Source organism: Thermaurantimonas aggregans (assembly GCF_003851885.1).
GTDB lineage: Bacteria > Bacteroidota > Bacteroidia > Flavobacteriales > Schleiferiaceae > Thermaurantimonas > Thermaurantimonas aggregans.
The window spans coordinates 24485-51128 of the sequence record NZ_BHZE01000002.1 but is presented as its reverse complement, the minus strand read 5'-3'; the positions used below and the strand labels follow the sequence as shown (position 1 = coordinate 51128).

The 26644-nt window shown below is 41.2% G+C and carries 18 protein-coding genes; 5 read left to right on the top strand and 13 right to left on the bottom strand.

Annotated features, from left to right (window positions below; all coding sequences use genetic code 11):
• Positions 1-121 precede the first annotated feature (121 nt).
• Entirely contained in the window at positions 122-682 is a 561-nt protein-coding gene (locus EIP89_RS01155; RefSeq protein ID WP_124396831.1) for a MarC family protein, read from the top strand.
• On the opposite strand, the gene EIP89_RS01150 is transcribed toward EIP89_RS01155, so the two are convergent.
• From EIP89_RS01150 to bshA, 5 genes are all read right to left on the bottom strand, one after another.
• The gene (locus EIP89_RS01150; RefSeq protein ID WP_124396830.1) at positions 679-4236 is read right to left on the bottom strand and encodes a PAS domain S-box protein; all 3558 of its coding nucleotides are present in this window, start codon (positions 4234-4236) and stop codon (positions 679-681) included. The two genes, EIP89_RS01155 and EIP89_RS01150, sit on opposite strands and share 4 nt — an antisense overlap.
• Positions 4237-4246: 10 nt before the next feature.
• On the bottom strand, positions 4247-7117 hold the full coding sequence (locus tag EIP89_RS01145) for a chemotaxis protein CheB (protein WP_124396829.1): 2871 nt from the start codon (positions 7115-7117) through the stop codon (positions 4247-4249).
• 30 nt (positions 7118-7147) lie between these two features.
• Complete coding sequence (locus tag EIP89_RS01140) at positions 7148-7531, bottom strand: response regulator (protein ID WP_124396828.1); 384 nt, start codon at positions 7529-7531, stop codon at positions 7148-7150.
• A gap of 13 nt (positions 7532-7544) precedes the next feature.
• Positions 7545-8567 carry an endonuclease/exonuclease/phosphatase family protein gene (locus EIP89_RS01135; protein WP_124396827.1) on the bottom strand — a complete coding sequence of 341 codons (1023 nt, stop codon included), beginning with the start codon at positions 8565-8567 and terminating at the stop codon, positions 7545-7547.
• Between the two features lie 70 nt (positions 8568-8637).
• Positions 8638-9759, bottom strand: coding sequence for an N-acetyl-alpha-D-glucosaminyl L-malate synthase BshA (gene bshA, locus EIP89_RS01130; RefSeq protein ID WP_124396826.1), 1122 nt, complete (start codon positions 9757-9759; stop codon positions 8638-8640).
• A gap of 141 nt (positions 9760-9900) precedes the next feature.
• On the opposite strand from bshA, the gene EIP89_RS01125 reads away from it, so the two are divergent.
• The 4 genes from EIP89_RS01125 to sufD are packed head-to-tail and all read left to right on the top strand — an operon-like array spanning position 9901 to position 13800.
• Positions 9901-10224 (top strand): HesB/IscA family protein, encoded by a 324-nt coding sequence (locus EIP89_RS01125; RefSeq protein ID WP_124396825.1) that lies wholly within the window; start codon positions 9901-9903, stop codon positions 10222-10224.
• 12 nt (positions 10225-10236) lie between these two features.
• Entirely contained in the window at positions 10237-11667 is a 1431-nt protein-coding gene (gene sufB, locus EIP89_RS01120; RefSeq protein ID WP_124396824.1) for a Fe-S cluster assembly protein SufB, read from the top strand.
• 41 nt (positions 11668-11708) lie between these two features.
• Complete coding sequence (gene sufC / locus EIP89_RS01115) at positions 11709-12461, top strand: Fe-S cluster assembly ATPase SufC (RefSeq protein ID WP_124396823.1); 753 nt, start codon at positions 11709-11711, stop codon at positions 12459-12461.
• A 19-nt stretch (positions 12462-12480) separates the two neighbouring features.
• Positions 12481-13800, top strand: coding sequence for a Fe-S cluster assembly protein SufD (gene sufD / locus EIP89_RS01110; RefSeq protein WP_124396822.1), 1320 nt, complete (start codon positions 12481-12483; stop codon positions 13798-13800).
• Between the two features lie 19 nt (positions 13801-13819).
• Here the strand turns inward: sufD and EIP89_RS01105 are convergent, their stop codons facing one another.
• The 8 genes from EIP89_RS01105 to EIP89_RS01070 form a co-directional block, all read right to left on the bottom strand.
• A complete protein-coding gene (locus EIP89_RS01105; RefSeq protein ID WP_124396821.1) occupies positions 13820-14230 on the bottom strand; it encodes a T9SS type B sorting domain-containing protein in 411 nt (136 codons plus the stop codon).
• Between the two features lie 110 nt (positions 14231-14340).
• Entirely contained in the window at positions 14341-15540 is a 1200-nt protein-coding gene (locus tag EIP89_RS01100; protein ID WP_124396820.1) for a hypothetical protein, read from the bottom strand.
• 1 nt (position 15541) lies between these two features.
• Positions 15542-16552 (bottom strand): PorV/PorQ family protein, encoded by a 1011-nt coding sequence (locus tag EIP89_RS01095; protein WP_124396819.1) that lies wholly within the window; start codon positions 16550-16552, stop codon positions 15542-15544.
• 7 nt (positions 16553-16559) lie between these two features.
• Positions 16560-19427, bottom strand: coding sequence for a TonB-dependent receptor (locus EIP89_RS01090; RefSeq protein WP_124396818.1), 2868 nt, complete (start codon positions 19425-19427; stop codon positions 16560-16562).
• Complete coding sequence (locus EIP89_RS01085) at positions 19411-20859, bottom strand: hypothetical protein (RefSeq protein WP_124396817.1); 1449 nt, start codon at positions 20857-20859, stop codon at positions 19411-19413. The genes EIP89_RS01090 and EIP89_RS01085 overlap by 17 nt, the downstream gene beginning before the upstream one ends.
• 57 nt (positions 20860-20916) lie before the next feature.
• Positions 20917-23175: a T9SS type A sorting domain-containing protein gene (locus EIP89_RS01080; RefSeq protein ID WP_124396816.1), complete on the bottom strand. Its 2259-nt coding sequence runs from the start codon at positions 23173-23175 to the stop codon at positions 20917-20919.
• 13 nt (positions 23176-23188) lie between these two features.
• On the bottom strand, positions 23189-25360 hold the full coding sequence (locus EIP89_RS01075; protein ID WP_124396815.1) for a hypothetical protein: 2172 nt from the start codon (positions 25358-25360) through the stop codon (positions 23189-23191).
• A 2-nt stretch (positions 25361-25362) separates the two neighbouring features.
• Positions 25363-26604, bottom strand: a complete 1242-nt coding sequence (locus EIP89_RS01070) for a T9SS type A sorting domain-containing protein (RefSeq protein ID WP_160160472.1) — start codon at positions 26602-26604, stop codon at positions 25363-25365.
• Between the last annotated feature and the right edge of the window lie 40 nt (positions 26605-26644).

The following is a 26644-nucleotide window of genomic DNA, read 5'->3' as shown; positions in this document are numbered from 1 at the left end:
TATATTTTCTTATAAAGTCAGGCGTAAGTTGCATTGATCTTATAAAAGATAATTAATTTTTTTGGCAAATAATTAAAACAAATTTAGTAGAAAATATCTTTGTCGAAAAATAATTTTTTTAATGGACGAATTTTTAACCGTAACGATGGTACTCTTTGCCGTAATCGATATTTTGGGCTCAATACCATTAATCATTTCTTTAAGGCAAAAGGTCGGTCACGTACAATCGGAAAAAGCTACCCTTGTAGCTACCGTCATAATGATCGCATTTCTTTTTACCGGTGAAAAGTTTCTCGGTTTACTAGGAGTGGATGTAAACAGTTTTGCTGTGGCTGGTTCGTTGGTACTTTTTTTCTTGGCAATTGAGATGATTTTAGGCATTCGCATTTATAAAGAAGAAAATCCTGACACTGCCTCAATTATACCAATTGCTTTTCCGCTGATAGCTGGTGCTGGTACACTTACTACCATAATTTCACTGCGGGCAGAATACGATTATAAAATCATTTTAGCCGGAATTCTCGTAAATTCTCTGATTGTTTATATCGTACTTAAAAATACCGAAAGATTGGAGCGACTATTTGGCAATAGTGGTCTTGGAATTTTGAGAAAAACTTTCGGTATTGTTTTATTGGCAATTTCCATCAAATTGTTTACCCAAAACATTAAACTTTTATTTTAATTTTTGAGTATTATTCTAAAGGTCGTCCCCTCATTTACCACACTTTCTACTTCTATTTTTCCTCCCATAGCTTCTACCTGTGCTTTGGTAATAAAAAGTCCTAATCCTTTGGCATCGGGATTGCCGTGAAAGGTCTCAAACATATTAAAAATCCTCTTGCCAAACTTCTGAAGATCTATTCCTTTTCCGTTATCTGAAACTTCGATGATTTTTTTTCCTTTTTCTTCTTTGTAAACATATTTTATAAAACTTCTTACATCATTTCTCCTATACCTTATAGCGTTGGTTGTAAGATTGAGAATTACACTTTCTAAATATGCTGGATTGAACATAACTTTTACGCCATCGGGTATTTCATTTACAACGATGATTTGATTATCTACAATTTCCTTTTGCACTACACTCAATACCTTTTTAATCACGGAGTTTAATTCAATAGTTTGAATTTTATCTGATACTTTGCGCTCGATGGTAATTACTTCATTTAGCGTAGTGATGGTTTCCATGAGATTTGAAGATGCTTGCCGTAGTAAATTTAGCATTTCAGGCTTTTCCTCTTCTGAAATTAAATTGCCATTAATAAGTTCGATTAGACCATCGATATTAGCAGCATAAGAGCGTATGTTGTGGCTTACAATATAGGTAAAGCTGCGCAAACGCTCGTTTTGATCGGTTATTACATCGATTGTTTTTTGTAGTTCTTGTTTTTTTAATTTCAGAGCTGTAATGTCAACACCTATACCGATTATACCGGCTATCTGCCCGTTGAAATCTTTAAAGGGCAGTTTTGATATCATCATGTATTTTTTATCTCCTCGATTGTTAGTATATTCTACAATTTTGTTAATTAAGGGTTGACCGGTAGTGAGTACTTCCTGATCTTCTTTGAAAATTCCTTTGGCAACTTCTTCAGGGTAAAATTCTTCGTCGGTTCGGCCAATCACCTCACTTTCTGATGTTTTTCCTAAATAGGCCACCTCTGCTTTGTTAACGAGTATTTTTTTGTACGACTTATCTTTTACATAAATTGTGTTCGGCAAATTGTCGATTACAGTTTTAAACAAGAGTTTTTCATTGATGAGTTCTTGCTCAAAAGTTTTAAGTTTTGTGACATCGCGAATTAAGATAAGAACGGAATTAATGTCTTTTAACACACAACGTCCTTCGTAATATCTGCGTTTCCCTTTGATGTCTAAATGAAAAATAAACTCTCTTAATTCAGCTGTTCGAAACGTTTCAATAATACTTTTTGCTATAATTTCACCTTGCTCTTTCGGCATTATTTCTTTTACCGTTTTACCAAGAAAAGCTTCCGGTGGCATTAAAATCTGGGAAGGATCGTAAGCATGAAAATCAATATACTTTAAATTTCTATCAATGATAAAAATAAGGTCTGGAAGTGCATTTAATATAGCCCGATTTTTTCGTTCGCTCTCTAATATTTTTCGTTCAGATTCTTTTCTGTTTGTCACATCATCTTCTACGGCTATGTACATTATGTGATTGCCTTTTTGATCGAAAATAGGAGTTATACTCATTTCGATCCAGTAGGGCCTTCCATCTTTGGTGTAATTCAAAATCTCTTGCTTAAAGGGTACAAGTTCCTTAAGTTTTTTTCGTATATTTTCAATGTGTAAAGGATTTGTATCCGGACCTTGCAAAAAAGATCCAGGAATCTTACCAATAACTTCATCAAACGAATAACCAGTTTTTTCTTCAAAACTTTTATTAACCCAAGTAATTCTTCCCTCTTTATCCGTTATTATTACAAGATTTTGCGTATGAGAAGCTACAAGCGAAAGAGTTTCAAATTTTTTATTTAGTTCTTTAATTTTTGTAATATCATTTTTAACGGCCACAAAATTTGTGATTTTACCATTTATCACCACGGGAGTTATGTGGGCGCTTTCAATGTATAAGGTTCCGTCTTTTTTCTTGTTGATCAATTCACCGCTCCAACTCTTTCCATTGGTGATATTTTGCCATAAGTTTTTATAGACTTCTTCAGCCACAAGCCCAGATTTCAAAATCCTTGGATTTTTTCCTTTTGCCTCCTCGAATGTATAACCAGTAATTTTTGTAAATGCCTTATTAACAAATTCAATATTGCCATCACTATCGGTTATTACAATAGATGCATCGCTCTGATTAATTGCTGCTTCCAAGATTTTGAGCTGTTGAAGTTGTTCTTTTTGATTGGTGATGTTACGCGCAGTTACATATATTCTGAAATTATCATTACTAAAGTAAACTATATTAATTCGATCTTGTTGCCATACATATTTACCCTCGTTGTTTAATATTCGAAATTCATACGTCAAAGTAGTTTCTTTATTGGCAAGAGCTGTAAGTAGCTTTTCACGGATTGACTCACGATCTTCAGGGTGTATGTAGTCAAATATTTTTTGAAGGTCTTTCCATCGTGGATCATCTTTGGGAATAGATGTAATTTTAAAGTAATTGTCTGTTGCAAAAATTAATTTACCATTTTCTATAACTGCTAATCCATCCGGTGAATTTTCTACAATTGCCTTTAACCTCCTTTCACTTTCAAATATTTTTGATTCGCCCAACAATTTGAAGAAAATATTTGATACTTCTAATTTGAGATATTCAATGATCTTTTCATCTATTTTATGTTTACTTAATATAAAAAAACATCCATTCAAAATACCCTTTTCTCGCAAAAATATTTTATGTAAAATAAATCCCCTTTCGGTGATATCTGATTCGATATTTTTAAAGTAATTATTCTTATCAAACTTATCAAAATCTTTATAAAAAATACAATCGAGTTCTTTCATAAAAAAATTCTCAATCTCCTCCTTATTTGAGATTTCATTTGAAAGGAATGGAGACTCAAATTTGAGAACATGATTGTTATCACTAAAGTCAAATAAATAAATCTTTTCTGCCGATAGAATTTTAGCAAGTCCATTCACCAATTTTTGACCTACTTGTTGAATAATCGACTCTTCATAAATGCCATCTATATGAACTTTATTTATTTCTTCGAAAAGTGATTTTATTTCGTTTTCTACTTTTAATTTTTGTTTACTTAGTTCTAATTCAGTAACATCTGTTAAGTGTACTAATGTAATATTACGTTCATTTAATATTATCGATGTAGCGTCAGCAAGATATATTTGATTATTGATTCCTTTTAATGTAATACGCGGATAATCATTTTGAAGTAAGTGATAAAGATCAGTTTGGGATTCATCTTTAAATATTTTTCTAAAATCATCGAATATATCCCTGTAATATTTAAACGAAATTTCAAAGGCTTGATTGTACTTTATGATTTTATAATCTTCATCGATAAGTAAGATTATAGAAGGTATAATTCGAAAGATATTTTCTATAAAATAATTTTTACTTTCTAGCTCAATATTTATCCTTTTGAGCTCATCATTTTGATATTCTAATTCTTTTTTAAAAATATGAAGATTTTCGCTCAAATTGTTTAAGACAATATCGTCGATTTTTTTATCTGCGTATTCAGATAAAAATGCATCGATCGACTTTTGTATGTTTTTTTTATCATCTTGCATAATTGTTTCTTTAATAATTCGTTACATCCATAACAATACCCACCATTTTCAGCGGTTTTCCACTATCATCTCTGGTAACTACGCCACCGCGGTCATGGTATTTTTTGTAGCTACCGTCTTTACATCGGATACGGTACACAATATCCCACATCGGGGATTTACCCTCTAAGTGATCGCGCATGGCTTGCATGGTGCGCTCGTAATCTTCGGGGTGCAAGTACTCGCATATAGCATATACCTCTTTTGGGAACTCCTCAGGGCTGTAGCCAAGCATGGTAGCTTTTTTCTCATGCATATTTACCTGACCTGTCTGCACATCCCACTCCCACCAGGCCATGTTGCCCATTTCGAGGGCCATTTGCAGGCGTTGATTAGCAGTTTCAAGGGCTTTTCGCTGCTCGTGGATGTTTTTTAAGTTGGTCAAAGTTACAAGAATTCCATCTACAGCTTGAAAATCAGTGCGATATGGAGCTATGCGAAGTAGATAATAATTATTTTCACCGATTTCGATTTCTTTCTCGATGATTTGCAGGTCTTTCTGAACGGATTTGATGTCGTTCAAAAATTCGGGATAGAGTATGGAATTTGAGAAATGGTGGATCGGGCGACCTATGTCGAAGTCCATCACATGGCTCAGCTCGCTGAAGGAGGGCGTAATCTTGCGAATACACATCTTGCGATCGAGGTAGAGAGCAGCAATACCTGTGTTGTTCAGCAAGTTGGTAATGTCGCTGTTGAGCTGTGTGAGTTCGTCGATTTTAAGTTGAAACTCGCTGTTTACGGTGTAGAGCTCTTCGTTTACGCTTTGCAGCTCTTCGTTGGTGCTTTGCAGCTCTTCGTTAGCAGCGATAAGTTCTTCGTTTGACGACTGCAGCTCTTCGTTTGAGGTTTCGAGCTCTTCGACGGTGGCTTGAAGGCTTTCTTTTACGAATTGCAATTCGTATTCGAGTTCCTTAACCCGGTCGTGGTAGTGATCTTCGAGGGAGAGTACCTCTTCGCTTTGTTTTTGTTGTTTTTTAGCCTTGCCCTTGTAAAAGCTGATTAAGTAAATCGACTCAGCTTCACTGTCTGAAATTTTTGTGCCCTGTATGTCATAGCTATCGGCTAGGTGTTCAAACTTAATGTTTTCAAACGATACTACGTCGCCTTCGTTTTTCAGTCGTCGTATAATGTTGTTGATTACGATCTGTAAATCGGGGTGGATGATGGTGCCGAGGTTTTGATTGAACCTGCCCGATTGGATGGTTACGAAGGGATTTATGTCGTTGATTATTTGAAGGATCTGAAGCTTATTGTTTACAACAATGGAGGGGGGCAGAACGGCGTTAATGATTTTTTCGCTGAGTTCTGACTGTCGCTTCACTTCGCGCAGCAGGCCCGTTCGCGGCTCACGTGACAATCGGTTGTTTGTTTGGAAGGAGAGGTTACTCTCTGGAATGAAAACCGGCTGATAACCTTCTTTTTTTCTGAAAATCTTGTACTTTACGTTGATGGGCTCAAAGGCTTCACTCAGATCGCCGAGGGTTTCGCTGGTGCCGAGGAAGAGAATGCCCTTGTGCGACAGCGACATGTAAAACATATTGAGCACCTTGTACTGGCTGTCGGGCTTGAGATATATGAAGAGATTGCGGCACACGATGAGGTTGATCTTTGAGAAGGGAGGGTCTTTCAATACGTTGTGTGTGGCGAAGATGACCATCTTTCGAATGGATTCAGAGATCTGGTAGGTGTTGTCTTTTTTGATGAAATACTTCGACAACAGTACCGGATCGATGTCGCTCACCACGCTTTCAGCGTACACGCCTTGTCCGGCAATTTCAATTGCGGTTTTATCGATATCGGTGGCAAAGATTTTTACTTCGATGTTGAGATTAAAGGTATCGATAAAATCGCGCACCAAGAGTGCGATGGAGTACACTTCTTCGCCCGTAGAGCAACCGACCGACCAGATGCGCACCGATTTCTTGTCTTTAGAGAGCAACTCAGGCAGTACCTGATCTTTCAAAAATTCGAAAGCGCCTTCGTCTCGAAAGAAACGCGTTACGCCGATGAGAAACTCGCGGTAGAGGATGTCTTTCTCGTTGTCGTCAGAACTAAGAAGAATGAGGTATTCGTCCAGCGAATTCAGCCGATTGATCGACATACGACGCTCCAGACGGCGGATGATGGTGTTTTCTTTATAATAAGAGAAGTCTATGCCGCTATACTCGCGCAGTATGTGCATGATTTTAGCCAGCTGGTCGATGTTCTGGGTCAGAATTTCTTCAATGCCGTTTTTATTTTCGATAAAAGGGTGTTTGATGTAATTAATGATGGCCTCAGGCATTTTGGAGGGCGGCAGTATAAAGTCAACCACTCCAGTAGCTATTGACGATTTGGGCATTCCGTCGAATTTGGCTGTCTTTTCGTCTTGCACCATCACCATTCCTCCAGCTTCCTTAATGGCCTTAATGCCGAGGGTACCATCGCTTCCTGTACCTGAGAGTATGATGCCAATAGCTTTTTTTCCATAATCTGAGGCCAACGACCTGAAGAAGATGTCAATAGGCAGATTTATACCTTTAGAGGGTTTATGCTCTTCGAGCAAAAGTTTACCGTGAAAAACAGTAAGATTTTTTTTGGGTGGAATTAAATAGATGTGGTCTGCTTCCAGTACCATTCCATCTTCGATGATTTGAATGGGTATAGAAGTAAAACGCGCCAGGAGTTCATTCATCAGCGATTTGTAGTCGGGTGAGAGATGCTGTACCACCACATATGCTAATCCTGATTTGGTTGGCACATTTTTAAAAAACTCCTGGAGGGCCTCCAGACCGCCAGCTGATGCTCCAATGCCTACTACATATTCCGGCAGATTCTGTTTGCCATTTTTTGTTTTCATGGTGTGTGAATTAGTAAAATGAGAGGGAGATTAGATTTTCTTTTTTAGCAATATTTCTGAAAGGTCGTTTTTTGATATTGGTTTTATTAAAAATTCGTCGATTTCGGGATAGGAAAAAGCTTTTCGGCGATCTTCACCATCGATGCTGGAGGTTACGATGGTAACGGTAATATCTTTTTCGATATTCATATTGCGCAGAGCCTCAAGAAATTGCCAACCGTTCACTTTTGGCATATTGATGTCCAGGAGGATGTGATCAGGTAGTTGATCAGGTGAATCCTTTTTTTTCAATGCTTCCAATGCATCTGATCCATCGAGGTATTCTTCAAGAGAAAAGTCGATTTTTGAAGATTCGATAAGTTTCCGGGCTATGAAGTTGAACACCGGATCATCATCTACGAGCATTATTTTCATGATATATTTTTTTTTAATTTTCCTTTAACAATATTACAACAGGTAAGTGATCGCTATAGCCCTTTGACCAAAAAGTACCATATGATTCGCGGATGTTTCCCTTAAGATCGCGACGGGCTTTACTGGGAGCACCGAAGGCTTTTGGTGAAGAGTTCAGGCCAGGCGTCAGAAGGTCAGGGTGGTCATAGATTCCGGCACTAAGCACTGTAAATCCTTTATTCAAAGCAATAGCGCGATTCACCATGATTTGATCTAATACGCTCCATTTGCCGTTGTATAGGTAGGTACCTTTCCCGTCGGCCATTTCATTCCACAGCAAATTGAGCAAATAAGGAGTAAAAATGCCGTTTTGATCTTTTCGAGCAGAACGAATCAAACGAATATTTGGGGTAGAGAGCGCATACTCAGTTATCGATCGGCTAAAAGGTTCGTCGTTAAAGTCTCCCATTACTAGTACTGGTTGGTCGTTGCCGCGTTTTTCAGCAATTTGGTAAAGCCAATAGCTTAGCGTTTCAGCGGCCATAATGCGGAAGGGTTCTGTTTCATATTGCCCGCCGGTGCGCGAAGGCCAGTGGTTGCCAATGATGATTAGCGATTTTCCTTTTTTAGTGATGAATTCTGCTTGCAGTAAATCTCTGGTGGCGGAACGCTTGTGCAGGCGAACGGTAAATAAGAGATTTTTTGGAACTTCAAAGAGTGCTTCGTCGAAAAGAAAGGCAACATCGACGCCCCGCTTATCAGAGCTGTCAAAGTGTACAAAAGAGTATCTTCTACCTGTTATTGAAAGACTTTCAGCTAAAAGGTGGAGAAGGCGTTCGTTTTCTACCTCGCATACACCTATGATGTCAGGCCCAATGCCGTTATTCATTTCGGCTATGGCTGAAGATATATTTCTGATTTTTTTTGACAATATCTCTGCATTCCATCCGATGATGTATTTGCCAATTTTTTTCTTTCGCCATTCAGGCCTATCGGCATTTTCTACATCGAGTAAATTTTCGAGATTCCACCAGGCCAAATAATAAACTGTGTCCACTGTTGGAGCAATTTTCTATCAAAATAAATCAAGAACTTGAAAATAATAATATGATTTTTATAATTTTTTTTTAACGGACTAAAGATTCTTGATAGAGCTCTAAATAAATCGGTGCAATTTTATTTATGTCAAATTTTTTTGCATTTGCAAAAGCGCTTTCGCTCACTCTTTTATAGAGGTTTGGATCATTCAAAAGATTTAAAACATAGTGGGCCATTTTATCAACCTCACCCACATTTGCCAGAAATCCCGTTTCACCATGAATGTTTACTTCGGGCAAACCTCCTGTATTGGTACTCACTACCGGTTTTCCGGCTGCCATCGCCTCTAGTGCCACCAGTCCAAAACTCTCCTTTTCTGATGGCAAGAGGAGCACATCGGTACATTTGATGACCCTATAGATATCAACGGCATTTCCGACGAAGATAACATCATCAGTTACACCGAGGTCTTTAGCGAGAATTCTTGCCGGCTCCTTTTCAGGGCCATCGCCCACCATAAGCAGGCGTGCAGGCATGTGCTTGCGCACTCGGGCAAAAATTTCGATCACATCACCCAAGCGCTTTACCGGACGCATGTTGCTGATGTGTGTGATAATCTTTTGTCCCTCGGGTGCAAATTGTTTTTTAATACAAGGAATGTCGCGATTGAATTCGTCGAAGTTTACAAAGTTTGGAACTACAACGATCTCTTTTGCGATGCTGAAATGCTGATACGACTCCTCTTTCAGGCTTTGCGACACGGCAGTTACTATGTCGCTGTGATTGATGGAGTAGTTTACAGCTGCGTGATAGGCGGGATTTCGTCCCACGATAGTAATATCAGTACCGTGTAGTGTTGTGATGACTGGCAGATGAACCCCATGCTCTTTTAAAATTCTACTGGCATTAATGGCTGAATAGGCATGAGGAATAGCATAATGGGCATGAATGACTTCGAGTTTCCACTTTAAGGCAGTTTGTACCACCTTGCTGGTAAGAGCTAATTCATAGGGAGGAAACTCGAAAAGGGGGTATTCGTGAACTTTTACTTCGTGGTAATAAATGTTTTCAGCCAATATATCGAGCCTCACGGGCTGCGCATAAGTAATGAAATGAACCTTATGGCCTTTCGAGGCAAAATACATTCCGAGTTCAGTGGCCACTACCCCACTGCCACCATAGGTTGGGTGGCAAAGAATTCCAATATTCATACGGAGCAAAAGTAGTTCTTTAAGAAGATCTCTAATGGACTTTACAACTTTGTCCCAAAAGTCATGTTTTTACAAACTTTACACATTTTAGGAGGTTTATTTGTTATACTTTTGCATTGAAATTTAGATTAATTAAAAATTATGATCCAAGTATCTGACAGCGCAAAAAAACAAATATTGCACTTGCTGGAAAGCGAGGGAAATGGGACATCGCGCTGTATACGCGTGACCGTGACTTCAGGCGGTTGCAGCGGCCTGTCGTATAAGTTGGAGTTTGCTGACCCAGCTCCTGACGACAAAGTATTCGAACACGGAGAGATCAAAGTAGCCGTCGATAAAAAATCCCTTCTCTATCTGATAGGTACTACCCTTGATTACTCCGGCGGACTCAACGGTAAAGGTTTCGTTTTCAACAACCCTAATGCAAAACGCACCTGCGGATGCGGTGAAAGTTTTGCCGTCTAAAAACTTCCGGTTATGGAAATTCTCGAAAAAGTAACGCAAAGCGACTACAAATACGGTTTTTATACCCCAATAGATGCCGACAAGGTTCCTCCAGGCCTCAATGAAGACATCATCCGATTGATATCGGCTAAGAAAAACGAGCCTGAGTGGATGACTGAATGGAGGCTTGAGGCCTTCAGAATCTGGCAAACTATGAAGGAGCCTGAATGGGCAAACATTAAGTACAAAAAACCCGACTTTCAGGCGATTTCTTACTACTCTGCGCCTAAACCCAAAAAGCAGCTCAACAGCCTGGATGAAGTCGATCCAGAACTTCTAAAAACTTTTGAAAAACTCGGAATAAGCCTCGATGAGCAAAAGCGCTTGGCAGGTGTAGCTATCGATGTGGTGGTAGATAGTGTTTCTGTAAAAACAACTTTTAAAGAAAAACTTGCTGAGCTGGGCATTATCTTCTGCTCGATGAGCGAAGCCATTCGCGAGCACGGAGACCTGGTAAGAAAATATTTGGGCACTGTTGTACCGCGTACCGACAACTTTTACGCTGCTCTGAATTCGGCCGTCTTCAGCGATGGATCGTTTTGCTACATTCCAAAAGGAGTGCGCTGCCCGATGGAGCTCAGTACCTACTTCCGTATCAATGAAGCCGGCACCGGACAGTTTGAACGCACACTGGTGATAGCCGACGAAGGCAGCTACGTAAGCTATCTGGAGGGTTGCACTGCACCGATGCGCGATGAACACCAGCTCCATGCTGCTGTAGTTGAGCTCATAGCACTGGAAGGCGCTGAGATCAAATATTCCACTGTGCAAAATTGGTATCCTGGCGATAAAGATGGCAAAGGTGGCGTGTACAACTTCGTAACCAAGCGCGGTCTCTGCGAACGCAACGCTAAAATCTCGTGGACCCAAGTAGAAACGGGATCGGCCATTACCTGGAAGTATCCTTCCTGCATTTTAAAAGGCGACAACAGCGTGGGCGAATTTTATTCTGTAGCTGTTACCAATCACCACCAGCAGGCTGACACGGGTACCAAAATGATTCACCTAGGCCGCAATACGCGCAGTACCATCATTTCTAAAGGAATTTCGGCCGGCAAGAGTCAAAACAGCTACCGAGGACTGGTCAAAATAGGTCCGCGCGCTACAAACGCACGTAACTTTTCACAGTGCGATAGCATGCTCATGGGCGATCAGTGCGGAGCGCATACCTTTCCCTACATCGAAATCGAAAATCCCACCGCCAAAGTAGAACACGAAGCTACCACAAGTAAGATCGGCGAAGATCAGATCTTCTACTGCAACCAGCGCGGCATACCCACAGAAGAGGCAATCAACCTGATTGTAAACGGATTTGCCAAAGAAGTGATTAATCAGCTGCCTATGGAATTTGCCGTAGAAGCACAAAAACTGCTGGCTATCAGCCTTGAAGGCTCTGTTGGATAAATTTTTAAAAGCACAATAAACCATTACAATTCACACATCACATGCTTACCATACGCAACCTACACGTATCAGTTGACGATACCCCCATACTTAAAGGCATCAACCTCCAAATAAATAAAGGCGAAATACACGCCATTATGGGGCCAAACGGCTCAGGAAAAAGTACGCTGAGCAACGTGATTGCCGGTAAAGAAGATTACCAAATAACAGAGGGCTCGATCGAATTTGAAGGTACCAATATTTTAGAACTTGCACCCGAAGAGCGCGCCCATCTCGGCATATTTCTATCGTTTCAATATCCGGTAGAAATTCCAGGTGTTTCGGTTACTAATTTCATCAAGACTGCCATCAACGAAAATCGCAAAGCCCGTGGCCTGGAGCCCATGCCGGCGAAAGAAATGCTCAAGCTCATGCGCGAGCGCATGGAACTACTAAGTATGGATAAGTCTTTCCTTAGTCGCTCCTTAAACGAGGGCTTCTCAGGCGGAGAAAAAAAGCGGAATGAAATCTTCCAAATGGCTATGTTGCAGCCCAAATTGGCCATTCTCGATGAAACCGATTCAGGCCTCGACATCGATGCCCTGCGAATCGTAGCAAATGGTGTAAATAAACTCCGCACCAGCGAAAATGCCTTTTTAGTCATTACCCACTATCAGCGCTTACTCGACTATATCGTGCCTGATTATGTACATGTGCTTTACAAAGGTCGGATTGTAAAAACAGGCACAAAAGAACTGGCTCTCGAACTCGAGGAAAAGGGATACGACTGGATAAAGGAAGAAGCTGCGGTTTAATGATCACATTAGTTCAACAATGGAACTTTTAAAAGACACTTTGCTTTCATCGTTTATCGTCTTTGAAAATCAACTTAACGGACAGAAAAAATCCGAATTTCACAAACTCCGCCAAAAGGCTCTTGAAGTATTTGAACAAAGAGGATTCCCGACTAAAAGGGAAGAAGACTGGAAGTACACCAATCTGAAGCCTATTACCAAGTACGATTATCGAGTCTTCCACCCAAAAGAAAAGAATTTAGACCTCAATGTTGTAAGAAAATACTTTCTTTCTGAAACAGATACATACCGCATCGTGTTTGTAGATGGGTATTATGCCTCTTGGCTAAGCCACACTACCCATCATCAATACGATATCTGCACATTTTCTGCCTTGCTCAATAGATTTGACGAGATTGCTCATGAGTATATCGGAAAGCTCATCAATTACGGCGATAGCATCACCGCACTAAACACTGCTTTTGCACGAGAGGGCGCATTCGTTTTTGTGCCCGACAACAAAGTGGTAGATAAGCCTATCGAAATCCTCTATTTTTCTACTGAATGTACTCAGCCCGTTTTGCATCAACCTCGAAGCTTGTTGGTACTTGGAAAAAATTCTAGAGCCACAGTAATTGAGAGCCATTATTCATTGAGTGGTGCACCCGTGCTAACAAATGCTGCTACAGAGATATTTCTTCACACCGGAGCTATACTTGACCATTATAAATTACAAAACGACAACAACGAAGCAGCACTGATCGACAATACAGCGTATCAACTAGAAAGTTATGCTGTATTAAATCTCACTACCGTAAGTCTCGGTGGAAAGTTCGTGCGCAACAATCCCACAGTCAGGTTGATCGATCCAATGGCTGAAGCCCACTTGTGGGGCTTAACGATGCTGAAGGGCGATGAATTTGTAGACCACCACACTGCCATTCATCACATTGCACCTCACTGCCAAAGCAACGAGCTCTACAAAGGCATCTATGACGGAAAATCGTCAGGGGTATTCAACGGCAAAGTGTACGTAGCACCACACGCTCAAAAGACAAACGCTTTTCAGCAAAACAACAACATTGTACTCTCTGAAAAAGCTACCATTGATACCAAGCCACAGTTGGAAATATTCGCCAACGACGTTAAGTGCTCGCACGGATGCACAGTAGGTCAAATGGATACAGAAGCCTTGTTCTACCTACGGCAAAGAGGTATTGCCGAATCCAAAGCAAAAGCACTCTTATTATTGGCTTTTGCGGGTGAAATTATCGACAAAGTACAATTGCCAGAGTTGAAATCAAAAATTCGCTTAATCCTTAATCAAAAGAACAATATCGATTTCGGATTTGAACTGTAATCGAACTTGTGAAAAGAAACTAGCGAATTAGTGTAAAAAAACCTTGTCGTCGAATTTCTACCCGATCGCTCCGGTCGGGTAGTTCAAATTCGGCGATGATGTGGTAGGTGTAGGTTCCTTCCTTCATGCGATTACCGTCAAAATTTCCATCCCACCAATACGGTTCGCGATAGTCATCAGCATCAAAAATCATTCTTCCCCAACGGTCGAAAATTTTCATATTAAAACTCACCATAAAACAGTTGGGGTTTACTTTTATTCCAAAGCGATCGTTTATTCCGTCGCCGTTAGGAGTAAAAGCATTGGGGATAAATAGAACACATTCGTTAATGCGATCTTCAGGAGGTATTCGATCGTTACCACCCTGGGCAAAGCTTGAGAGTGAAAGTCCAAAAAGGCAAATGAAAAGTATGAATAGTTTATTGAGCATATGCTGAAAATCCAAACAAAAATAGAAGAATACTGAATAATTCGCTACACTTGCTTACAAAAATTCGCATTATTTACACTGAAACCGATGCAGTGAATTTTTATTACCAATTAATCAAAGTCTAAGGTAAGCCTGAAGCGCAAAATTCTTCCGTTTTCTGAATCTGCTACATAGAGAATTTTCTTGAAAAAAGCCACAGACATTGGAGCTCTGAACTGGGTATAATCATTACCTCTGCCTCCAAAGCTCGCTTTTTGAAGCTTGGTAATACCCGTAGCCGCCGGCGGCTGTACTCCTTCAAGACCATTTCCGGAAAATTGATACAATGAATCTTTCGCTTTGTCCACTACAAAAATGAAGTTAGCAGCATCTCCACTCAGTGTGATGCCCACTGGTTCTTGAAATTTAAACGGCTCATGTAAACCGCCATCTGATTTGGATGTATCGCCGTAAGGGAAGAATCTGGGACGATATTCAGCTCCAAATTCACTTTCAATACGCTCAATGTTCTGTACTTTAATAGCCGAGTTGGGTTCAAGCATAGTTACCATAAAGCTCTGCCCTGTACGAGCTGTAATCTGTGGTGGCTTAGCAAAGGTGGTGATGCCAAAAGGCTTTTGAAAATAGTCATTAAAAGTACCTTGAGAAGTTGATACAGTAACAGGGGTGATGTACTGATCGTTGTTGCTAAATAACAAAACTGCATCATCGGGGCCGAGAATCGGATTTTTGGCCGGGCCTGTACGTGTGACGAAATACGAATTGTTTTCAGCCGGATTTGTAGAAGCTATTACCCCAATTCTGTTAAACTGAACATTTAAATCCGAATTTGAATAAGTGGTCTTATAATAAAAAGGATGCATAATTTTACGAATAATACGAGCATTTGAAGGATTGAGTTTATAGCCTTCTGGCCCGGTCATTCGAATGCGGTAAATGCAGGTAAAGGTGAAAGTAGAGCCTGCAATCACTGTATCGGCTGTGCCAATGGCCAGCAGATCAAATCTGCGGTCCTGAGTCACGGCGCGCAGACCTGGTATCGGAAAACTTCCAAGCCTTCGGCCAGTTTCATCGAGCTGTACGATCTCCTGAGCACCTTCATCGGCCACATAAATCAGTTCATCAAATCCTACTGCGATGTCTACTGGTTTAATAAAGCCATTAAACGCCGGCAAAATAGGCACATATGCAATTTCTCTGTTTGTAAACTGGGGCACATCGATAAAACTCAAATCCGTTTTTTCTCCGAAATATTTCCGGCAGCCAGCGATCAAGAGCAAAGCACTTGCCGTAAGAATAACTTTTTTCATCTTATTTTTTCGATTTTAACATCATAAAGCGAACACCCATCAGATGCTGTGAGCCAAAAAAACGAGTGGCAGTAATGGCATAATCGATCAGTACGAATTGTCCATTTCCATAAGGTACAGCGGCACCTACACCAGCTGTGGGATATACGTGTCCTAATACATTGATTTTGTAGCCTAAACGCGCAAAAAACTGGTCACCATAAGAATATTCAGCACCTAAACGAATATTTTCACTGTTGTCATTTGGGTGGCTGATTTGAAAAGCTGTTAGAAGGGCGTGTTTATCAGCTCGATAGGGCTCAATCGACATACCAACTGAAAAAACCGTAGGTACGGGATTGGTCTCAAGGGCAATACCTAAGGTTCTGTTGAAAGTGACCGGGATGTCCTCACGCGAAGCTAATGAACTGCTCCCTCCGAAGTTGTGAAGTACAGCGGCAAATTGAAGTTTTTTAAAATCTGTTTTGTAGAGAAAAGATAAGTCAACAGCAGCAGTGTGGTTATTAAAACCCGCCACATGCTCATAAACATATTTCATCGTTACTCCGAAGGAAAACTGTTCACTCAGTAGCTTTGCATATGTAGCTCCAAAAGCCATATTGACTACCGAAAATTCGCGGCCTGTGCCACCGGGCATAAATTCAGTGCGCTCTTTAATGAATCCGCTTGTAAGTGAATTAAGCGAAAAACCCCAAACGGATGTTTCATCACTTTGTGGATTTACAAACGACACAAAGCTCTGATTCACCCCGGCACCAATAAATTTATTAGCAAGAGTAAAGCCCTTGTCTTTAAGTTGCACCAAAGCTGCCGGATTTGACAAAATAGAGTAAGCGTCACCGTTGAGTGCAGCTGAAGCACCTCCTAAAGCCGCCGAACGGGGGTTAATATCGTTTTTTAGAAATGTAAGAGCTGATAACCCAGCGCGCTCCCCACCATAACTTGGAAACACCTGAGCAGTCGAAAAATGTACTCCCAAGACCAGGAGGCATATTTGAAACACTTTTTTCATCACAGGCCTAGAATCTAAAAGTTACACCATAGAGCAGCTGGCGAGGGGGTAAGTAGCGAGCTGGATTTCTTGGATCAAGTCCGCGCTCTTGCGGGCCGTTGTATTCAGGGCGGGGATCTCGCCAATCGTTTGGTACATCGTCACCGTATTCATAAGCTCGTCCAGTAACCGGATTAATGATTTGGGCGTTTTTGTTATTTAAGGCGTTTCGCATTTCCAAAGAGAATGTAAATCCGGTGTTGCGTTTAATGAAGAAATCATAGCTTATTTTTAGATCCACATTGTGCCAAGGTGACGCCAGACGAGCCAGAAACTTATCGTTTTCCGGCATAAAGAGCGGTCGTTCAACACCAGGTCTTACTTCAAGCTCGCCGACGCGTCTCATGGGTGTATATCTGAAACCACTGGTATATTGATAAACTGCAAATGCCCTGAAACCTGTAATTTTTCGGCCAAAAATTCTAAAGGTAGAATCTGGATTAAACATCAAACCAATATTTACGTTCCAAGGCCGGTCAAAAGCCAGAAATTGTTCGCGGCTAAGCTGAACCTCACCGTTTTGAGCTATCTGTAAGGCTGACTCACGGGCTGAGTTTGACTTACCACGGGCTACTTGATAGGCGACATTTCCAAAAAAGTTGTAATGAGCATACAGGCGATAGTTAAAGCCAAATTCTACTCCGGCTATACGCGCATAGTCTTGGTTTATAAACATGGTACGCGTAACAAATCGTCCTGTCGGATCACGCGTAATCACTGAACGCGACACAATGTAGTCAAACCGATTGTTGTTGAAAGCTGTAAGCGTAAAGCCAAAATCTTTGTTTACTTTCGTTTTAATACCTACTTCATAACTCACATTAATTTCAGGATCAATGTCCGGATTTCCGAGGTTAGCAAGGAATGATCTGTTTTGGTACACCGGATCGAGTCCAGCATACACAAATCGAGGATGTGGCATGCGCATGCTGTGCCCGTAGTTGAAATAAAGTACGTTGTTTTCAGTAACTGGAAATGACACGTTGATCCGCGGCATGAGACGCGCCTTCCAACGAAGTCCAAGAACTTTGGTGGTTTTGTTTAAATAGTCTTGACGAACCTGATCGATTACCGGGCTGGCCGGATTTTCTACTGCTTCATCGGCAAAGCGACCCATGGCCCAGTAGTTGAGTCGCAAGCCCAGGGTGGCTTGTATACCTTTGTAGGTGATTTTATCCTCTACAAACAATCCTCCGTTATGTGGCTTTACTGCCCAAATGTCATTAGAAGATCCTATGCTAATGGAGGGCGTAAAGGTGCTATCATTGATTTTGATAGGAGCTCCTACCCAAGGTCTGATAACATCTATCCATTGATATTCGTTGGCAGAATGCTGAAAGCCGAATGAAATAAAATTGACATTGTCGTTTGGATTGAACGTAAACTTGGTGCGAATAGAATACTCCTGTGCGTAGTGGTCATGCCAAATGGGGCTTATTCCGCCGTTGTTTACAAGACCATTACCCGGCAAAACATAATACGTGCCTGAAGGATCGCCAGGATTGAAAATTTCAACCGGATCAGTGGTTATGTGGTCTTCATCAAAAATTTGATCTACAGTCTGCGTTCTAAAGGGGCGGCCATTGGCATCAGCTCTCAGATTGGTAAAGAGTCGACCCAGTGAAATGTTGACGCCTAACTTTTTATTAATTAAATGATTAATATTGATGGCGTTCAGAATAGATTTATGAGTATAAGTAGTAGCATTGTCTAAATTTTGACTACGAGCGTATTGAAAGCCAGGAACCAAGATGGCATCAAAGCCAACAATTTGTAGCATTCGCGTATTTTGATTGATGGAGAGGCTGAATTGATTGGTAAAGGTAATCTTGGTACCTGGCTTTAGCTGATAAGCGAGTTTGAGGGTATGGATATGCGTGTTTGAATAGCGCGGGGCAAGGAGATTTGACTGATCTGGTAATAGTGAAGATACGAGTTGGTTAGCCGTAGGACCAAAGTATTCATCGGTAAGGCGTGTGGTAAGGTTGTTAAAAAGCGTCAATTTTTTCTTGGTGCCCGGTATCGGAGTGGCAAAAGTGAGTTCTACTATATCTGTATTAAATGAAGTTGGATTTTTGCTGTTAATCAAATAATCGCGCTGCCAGTTTCCCGAGATTTCAAACTTATCTCCTCCCTCTCGAATGGTAGTAGCTATAACACCTGATGAACCTCCTCCATACTCTGCACCTGCACCTCCTGTAATGAGGTTGAGACTATTGATCGCGCCGGAGCTCACCTCTACCCCAAAACCAGTACCAGCCAGTGGGTCTTGGGCTGATACTCCGTCTATGATGTATTCAGTCTCATACACACGAGCACCTCTGATTTGCAGACCATCTTGCGTTTTAACTACCCCGGCCTGCATAGCAACCAACTCTTGAACGTTTCTCACGTTCATCTGCGCAATCTCTTCAAATTTAAAGGTAACCTCACTTTTAGCACTTTCAAGGTTTACTGTACTTTTGCGTCCAACCACGGTCACCTCGTTGAGGGACTCTGTTTGAGGGCGTAATGCAATGTTTAAAGTCTTGGTTTCGCCTGGCTTAATGGTGATATCAGTCAGAATTTGTGTGGTATAGCCGATGTACTGTACGCGCACTACATAATCACCAGCTTTAATGTTTGGGATCAGATACATACCATTTATATCGGTAGAGGCACCCATGTATGTACCCACAAGGATGACGCTGGCACCTATCAATTCTTCGCCGTTCGTAGCATCGGTCACTTTTCCTTTCAGTGCACCGGTCCCCGATTTAGGCTGAGCAAATGAAAGCAGTGTAAAAACTAAACTGAGCGCGGTAAAAAAGGCCTTTCGATTACCAGTTGAAATCATTGTTAATGATTTGATTGAGTAATACTTGTAAATTGGTGCCGTCTTGAGCAAAGTGGTGGAGATTTATGCCAAAAAACACCTGCTGCACATTTCCCTGACCATTTTTTCGGCGAACTCCCACTAAGTTGTCGCCTTGCCAGCCTTGTAAGCGGGTAATTTGAGCACGGTAAAAAGGTTCTGAGTCAGGTGATCGCACAATGGGTACGAGACCTGTAAGTACAAACTGGGGCTTGATGGAAGGATAGAGTATCGGCGTGCCCTGTACAGAGTAAATGGCACTATCAGGTGTTAATCGGGCTTGCCCCCCCGAAACTACAAGGCCATCAATAGGGTAGGCAATTGAAAATGCACTAATATCTGCATTGGCTGTAAGAGTAGTAGTAATTAATGATTTGCCTCCGAGATTGTTGTACTCTGCCATCGCTGGTGCCATAAAGACAAGAAGAGAAGCTGATTGTCCGCTGACAGGATTTTGATAATTCGTTGGATCTGTAAACACAAAGATTTTTTGATACTGTGATATGATATGGCGAAAAGTAGGATTCCAAAATTTCGGACGATATTTTCCCTGATTTCGAATTAAATCAATAAAATCAAAACCATTAGGCGTAATCTGGTCAAAAATCGGTTTGTATACATCCCAAATGTTGGAAGGCTGACCTGCAATGATGAGAAAATCATTGGACGCTGGCACCATCACAAAGACATCTGATGTATCTAATTGGCTTACTGAATTGGCTATGTCAAATGCCCTGATATAAAGCACATTGGGCTGATTGTAATGGATTTTATCCAATCCTTTAGGAAGAGGTGTGCGCTGATTATCGATGAAAATATCTGCTTGATGCGTGCCCGATTGAAATGGCTTTTTCAAGACCACTGTGAACAAATTGGAATTTCTCGGTAACTCAATCCAATCACCGTCATTGGCTCGTATTTCTACTTTTGTAATGGTGTTGTCGCCATCGGCATCGGTAGCTCTCCATCTGAAGGTAGCAGCCACAATCACCGTATCGGCCGGCAAAGCAGTTTCATCAAAAACTGCTACTGGAGGCGTATTTCTCAGAGGAATTTTTAGATAAGCAGGATTTGGATCTTTAGCGCCGAGATTATCGATTGCGCGTATCCAAAAGTTGATATCATCCGTGTCTTTACCAGCGGTTATCGAAAATCGGAAAACACTGTCAGTACGAGTTGTGTAGAACCAGTTTTGATTGTCGATGCTAAATTCATAACCTACTACATAGCCATCGGCATCAGTACCAATCCATGAGAGAAACACTGTGGAGTTCAGTCGATTTTCTCCTACTCTGTTTATTTCATCGAGAAAGAGTTGTGTTTTAGGAGGCTGGTTTTCTACAAATGTTCCTTTTTTGCAAGTAGTAAGCCCGACGATAATTGCTGAGAGATACAACAGACTTTTGGAGCGCATATGTTTTACTTTAATAAAGCAAAGGCCGGCCTTATAAGCCGGCCTTTGCCTAAAGATTTATTGTACTACAAGCTTTGAATTGGAAATAACAGTACCCTTCTGACAAGTGAGTGAAACGATGTAAAGGCCGGGTTTGAAGTTTGTAATGTCGTATGTATTCACTTCAAACGGACGAAGCTCGATGCGCTTCACTACTCTACCCTGTATATCGGTGATCGTTACGGTAGCATTTTCTGAAAGTGAAGAGGTAATGTTCAAAATATCCTTCGCTGGGTTCGGGTAAATGGCTACGCGTACATTTTCAAATTCTTTGGTATTCAGCGGAGAATTCGGGCGGTTTGTCACTGGCAACATCTGGAAGTTTGCGCCTAAAAAGTCATCGTTAGCGCGTGGATGAAGTTTGTAATTTGAGAAACTAAAGAAAACAATACCTTGTACTGCATCAAATGTCATGGTATCGCTTGTTACAATCGGTGGAACGTTCATAGTGCCATCCACTGTAGCATACATGGTGTCTGTTACAAGCTGTACCCACAGTGAGCTGAATGCAGTGGTACTTTGTCTACCGGCGTGCACTCTAAAAGAGTTGTTGGGCGATGTATTGCCTGCCTGCGTACCAATCCTATATTCACCAAAAGTGAGTTTAGGCTCAGTAATTCGGATTTTCTGACCCTGAGTAGGATGCTGGAAGCGAACGAGCATACCTTCATATTTCTCCATATTGAGCGGCTGTAGTGTGGCACTGTCTGACGGGTTGAGAATAACAGGTTGTACAGCAGTGCTGTCAAGTTTGCCGGTTTTTTGCACGTTCACTACTTGCAAGCGCGTGTAGTTGAAAAACTCTTCTACCACACCTGTCACTACTACTTCTTCGTGTCTGAAGAGATCAAACAAACCAACACCTACACACCAAATGCCTGCCCACTCGTTGTAGTCTGGGTCTTGAATATACACATATCCAAGGTCTTGGTCTTTAGCTGTGGCAGTCACAATTCCTTTTACTGTAACCTGACGACCCACATAAGGCGAAGCACCACCATCTAATGCATATTGAAGATCAGGAATTACCATACCTGAAGAACGCACAGTGTAGTGGAATACACGCGGTTCGTTGTTAAAAGTACCGACGGGCTGACGAGCTACATTACCTTGATTATCCACTGCTTTTATGTAATATCTCACCACGGTATTCAGCGCTTGAGGGGGAAGAGTTACCTCATATTCATCGGTAGTACCGGGCTTAAGGGTAGCTGTGATGGAGTCAAACTGAGCCACGGGAGTTGAAAGGTTTGAGCTGTAGAACACTTTAGCATTCGCGACAGTGCCATCAGGATCGTTGGCTATAAAAGTGATTTTAACACTCTGAGTCGGGTTAGGCACAGGAGGTATTCTCTGAATATCGCTGATTACAGGAGGAGTAGCCCCAAGTACATAGTGAGTAGAGTCGAATGGGTTGAGCTCATAGCCGCGACCATTCAGGCCAGTACATCCATTGGCAGAGTGAAGGATGATTCCTTTTAGTTTTTGATAGAATGCACCGACCACTGGAGCTTGAAAAGTACCGGTACCTGGTCCGCCATTGATGGTGGCATAGGGTGAATTAGGGTTAGTCACTTGATAGGACGGAAGCTTTTGAGCAATAAAGCGGTCGGAAACATTAATTCTGTTGCCATTGCCATCTACCACATCAAAACTTACGCGAGTACCGTTTGCAAAATACTCCACATTTACAACGGTTACGTTTTGGAGTTCCACAAAGGCACCTTCCCACTGTTCACCAGTGGTTAGTTGATTCACGCGGTTGTTGTCGTTAAGTTGGCCTATACTTACTACTGTAGGTTGTGGCACAGGAGCATTTGATGAAATAAGATTGATATGGCTGAACTGCTGAGGTTCAATTTGTGTCTGGCGATTAAAGTTTTTTACAATACCGATTACCTCCACCACATCGCCAGCTACTACTTGCCAAGCTACGGGATGTGGAACCAACTGGTTGCCGCTAGGATACCAACCAGCTACCTCCACTGCCTTAAAAGGTCCCATCTGCCCGGCAGCTGCCGTATCGACAATATACATAAAAGGTCTAAAACCTCCTTGCACGGCTGAAGAGGGAACTTCTACTCTACCACCGTCTACAATCACAATTCCACGTGTACGAACAAGCTGATTTTCGTACTGAGAAGAGTCAACACAGTTTGCCAAATTGGTAGGCGAGACATACTGAATGTCGTGAATACTCACGTATGGCACTGTTGTTTGCGCTCCTACATTAAGTGCCAGGGTGAGAGTCAAGAAAAAAGAATAAATGTGTCTCATAAGAATGAAGGATTTATTTAATTATTGCAAAATTTCCAGTATAGCGTTTACTTGTCTCGAGATCTTCAATCGTATAGAGATAAAGACCTCTCGAAATTATTTGTGTATTTTTCGAGAGTAAATCCCAAGCGTGTTCTCCACCACTAAATCGATTTCTTTCAGGGTCCTCAGCTGCGAAAGATCGAAACCAACGGGTGTCGCTGCCATTGTAGTTTTCGTCGTGGATGATTTCGTCAATTAAATCTCCTACTGGGTTGTAAATCGATATTTTGCAGCGCTTTGGCAAGTTGGCAAAGTAAATTTTTCTAGTTTCCTCCTGAAAATTACTTACACCTTCCCAGGAACTGCCATAGTAGTAAGGATTTGGATATACAAAGGGCTCATTTTCCTTCATGTTTTCATTAACCGGCGTACCTGGAAAAACCCTAAATTGGTTTGCCAAACGTGATGACTCTAATTTTTCCAGATTCAGTGACTGATCCCCGCGATCGAAGGCAGTGATCGATACAGCATATTGCCAGCCATTCAGCAAATTGTCAATAGTGTATTTGAAATGGTATTCTGTAGTATCGCCGTCAAATTTCACAGGAGTAGCCAGGCGAATTCTCTCCATTCCCACATCATTTCCTATCCCGTTTTGAATATCGTATTCCCCAATTAACACAAAGGCTGATGCGATGTCCTGTACATTTACTACATCAAAGCCTGGTTTGGTCATGTATATTCTGAAACCTTCAAAGTCCATTTCCTGTAAAATTGGGTCAATACTGTACAGGCTGTTGTCAGACCAATAAATGTCAACTTTGCCGTTCGAAGGCTCTACTCGTGTACGAGGAATGTCGGGGGGAGCAGGTAAAATAAAGCGTGTAATTTTTCCATTGCCATCTCTGTCCTCATCTGGATCGAGAATTCCATTAAAATTTTTATCCTCACCGTTATATGCCACTTGTACCCAATTTGCATTGGTAATTAGGTTTTTGCGCTGTATTTCGTTGTTAGCTGAATTAGGATTGCCATCTTCAAATTTTTTGGCAATGACATATGCAAAAGCTATTTCGATTTCATCGCCAGGTAAAAAGTCATTAAAGGGCCCTACACTTACGATGTCAGATCGGTTTCCACTCTTGTTTAGCTCTACCTGCAAGTTTACACCCAATGTAGATTGACAGGCTGTTGAAGATGGGTCATTCCAACACGGATGGTGATTCAGCCCCGCAGTCATTTTGTTGTATCTCAACTCGTCGCTGGTCGGAAAGAAGAAAATTGGATTACTTGAATTGTTAAACTGCCAGGCGTTGTAATGTGCCTTAAAATTTTCTTTAACCCACTGGCCTGTTTTTTTATTAAAAGTGCTGTCGAGTAAAAAGTGATGAAATCCAAATTTGTCTTCGGCACCTAAAAATTTTTGACCGATGTAGCTTTCGGTAAAGCCTACATCGCCGGTAGCGTCGTAGCAATAAGCCAAGCCAAGCGAATCCATGTATCCATTGCCTCCCTGGCTGTAGAACACGCTACCTCCGGCCCCTGCAGGGGTCACTTTCACATTGCGCACTACGGTATTGTTCCAAAGAGCTACATAAAGACTGTCGAAAGCAGCATTTCCAATATTTTTTATTTTATAATTGACGATCACAAAAAAGTCAGAAAACGAATAGTTCCAATTATATGTCTCCTGGGTTACTTGAATATTCATCGGAAATTGGTGTCCGGTGATGGGTATAGAAGTACCAGGCACCGTTTGACTCACATCGTTAAAAACAGCAATAAAATCTTGATGTGACACAGCCGATGGCGAATAAAAGCGCGAATCCGTGAGTGAAGATCGCTCTTGCATAGGAGGCGCGCCTACTGGAATAGTAAATTCAAAGCCTGCTCTACCAGGAGCATATCCTTGAGGAGCATCGAGTGCTGAGGTACTAACTAGAATACTTCCATCGCCACGGCGAACTCCCCCTACCCATAGTCCTCCTTCAAAAAGGTGTTCGATCCCACTTCCAGCTGGATATTCACAGCTTTGCCTTCCGGTTCCATCTCTGTAGCCTCTGAAGGCATTGCCAAACGTGCCTGCATTTGTAACCGTAAGCCTCACATTACTTGCGGTGGTTACACGCTCTTCAAATTGCTGCGACCGAGCACTGAATACGATTAATATAGCTAAAAAGGAATATCCGAAACGGAGCCTCATCTCTAATACACAATTATTTTTCTGCTGGTGCTTTGGCCAGACTCAGAAACATTAACGATATACATACCTTTTGCTAAAGGCATGTTGAGCTTAATCTCATTTTCTAAAACTCCAATTCTCGCGCGATACACTATTTTGCCCGTCATGTCTGTGACTGAGACGTCAATGTTATCAGGATATAATCCGTCAAGTAAAAATTTTAGTTGCCCATCTGTGTAACTAACGTTCCACTTCCATTTTTTATGAGAAAATTCAGAGATGCTAAGGTTGCTGCGCATAACGGTCACATCTAAGTAAACCGGCAGGTGATCTGAATTTTCGTACAAAGCAGTTAAAACAGCAGGGGGTACACTAGTATTAGGTACTGGGTTCGTAGAAGTAATAAAGTTTTTAAATCTCAGGCCGTCGTTTCCTGGAATTTTATAAGAATTCGGCACATACTTCATTCCTTTAGATTCATTGCGGATAGGGTCAGTAATTAAAATCATATCATAGCGATCATCAAGCCCACCACCTACAAAACAGTTGTTATTGGTTTGATTTAAACGCGTAGATTGTGTATGAAGAAAAGCATAGGTTGAGTTGTTAAACCAAGTACCCAATGAATTTAAAGGATCATAAAAACGAATATTTTGGTTCGGGTGATTAAGAAGTGCTTGAAAACCTGGTTCGGATGAGCTATTCATGTTAAAATCACCCATAATCAATATGTTAGCTTGTCCAATATTGTTATTGATGTGATTCATCACCGCTTCTAAGGCGAATTGACGCTGGGTAATGTCAGATTGAGTACTTCCAGCTTTTAAGTGCATACCAATACAGGTAAAAAATACAGTGTCTACACCAGGTTGACCGAGGTTAGGATGTTTATAGTAAAAAGTATAAAAGTCTATGCCTCTTGTAATGTTCTGATTGTTACTGCCGGTTGTCAATAAAAATTGGGATTTCAGCTCAACTTTACTAGAGTTATAAAAACACGCATTGACAATGTTTGAGTTGTTACTTCTTGTAAAATTAGCTCGCTTGTAATGTGTTAAACCTCTATTTAGAAAAATATTCTGATGAAAAGTGACGAGCGGTCCATCAAAAGCGCCAGGGTTAACCCCCATTTCCTGAACGATGAAAATATCTGGTTTTACATGATCAAAAATTGTTGCAATGTAATTGTCTTTATTGTTCGGATTATTTGTTGTATTTGTACATTGCTCAAAGTTAACTCTGTAATAAAGGAGATTATACGTCATTATTCTGATCGTGTCGTAAGACTGAGCACCTACTGAGAGC

Bases quoted from the DNA above. Each gene is read 5' to 3' on its own strand.
- EIP89_RS01155 (WP_124396831.1), top strand. From the start codon at position 122: ATGGACGAATTTTTAACCGTAACGATGGTACTCTTTGCCGTAATCGAT.
- EIP89_RS01150 (WP_124396830.1), bottom strand. From the start codon at position 4,236: ATGCAAGATGATAAAAAAAACATACAAAAGTCGATCGATGCATTTTTA.
- EIP89_RS01145 (WP_124396829.1), bottom strand. From the start codon at position 7,117: ATGAAAACAAAAAATGGCAAACAGAATCTGCCGGAATATGTAGTAGGC.
- EIP89_RS01140 (WP_124396828.1), bottom strand. From the start codon at position 7,531: ATGAAAATAATGCTCGTAGATGATGATCCGGTGTTCAACTTCATAGCC.
- bshA (WP_124396826.1), bottom strand. From the start codon at position 9,759: ATGAATATTGGAATTCTTTGCCACCCAACCTATGGTGGCAGTGGGGTA.
- EIP89_RS01125 (WP_124396825.1), top strand. From the start codon at position 9,901: ATGATCCAAGTATCTGACAGCGCAAAAAAACAAATATTGCACTTGCTG.
- sufB (WP_124396824.1), top strand. From the start codon at position 10,237: ATGGAAATTCTCGAAAAAGTAACGCAAAGCGACTACAAATACGGTTTT.
- sufC (WP_124396823.1), top strand. From the start codon at position 11,709: ATGCTTACCATACGCAACCTACACGTATCAGTTGACGATACCCCCATA.
- sufD (WP_124396822.1), top strand. From the start codon at position 12,481: ATGGAACTTTTAAAAGACACTTTGCTTTCATCGTTTATCGTCTTTGAA.
- EIP89_RS01105 (WP_124396821.1), bottom strand. From the start codon at position 14,230: ATGCTCAATAAACTATTCATACTTTTCATTTGCCTTTTTGGACTTTCA.
- EIP89_RS01100 (WP_124396820.1), bottom strand. From the start codon at position 15,540: ATGAAAAAAGTTATTCTTACGGCAAGTGCTTTGCTCTTGATCGCTGGC.
- EIP89_RS01095 (WP_124396819.1), bottom strand. From the start codon at position 16,552: ATGAAAAAAGTGTTTCAAATATGCCTCCTGGTCTTGGGAGTACATTTT.
- EIP89_RS01090 (WP_124396818.1), bottom strand. From the start codon at position 19,427: ATGATTTCAACTGGTAATCGAAAGGCCTTTTTTACCGCGCTCAGTTTA.
- EIP89_RS01085 (WP_124396817.1), bottom strand. From the start codon at position 20,859: ATGCGCTCCAAAAGTCTGTTGTATCTCTCAGCAATTATCGTCGGGCTT.
- EIP89_RS01080 (WP_124396816.1), bottom strand. From the start codon at position 23,175: ATGAGACACATTTATTCTTTTTTCTTGACTCTCACCCTGGCACTTAAT.
- EIP89_RS01075 (WP_124396815.1), bottom strand. From the start codon at position 25,360: ATGAGGCTCCGTTTCGGATATTCCTTTTTAGCTATATTAATCGTATTC.
- EIP89_RS01070 (WP_160160472.1), bottom strand. From the start codon at position 26,604: ATGACGTATAATCTCCTTTATTACAGAGTTAACTTTGAGCAATGTACA.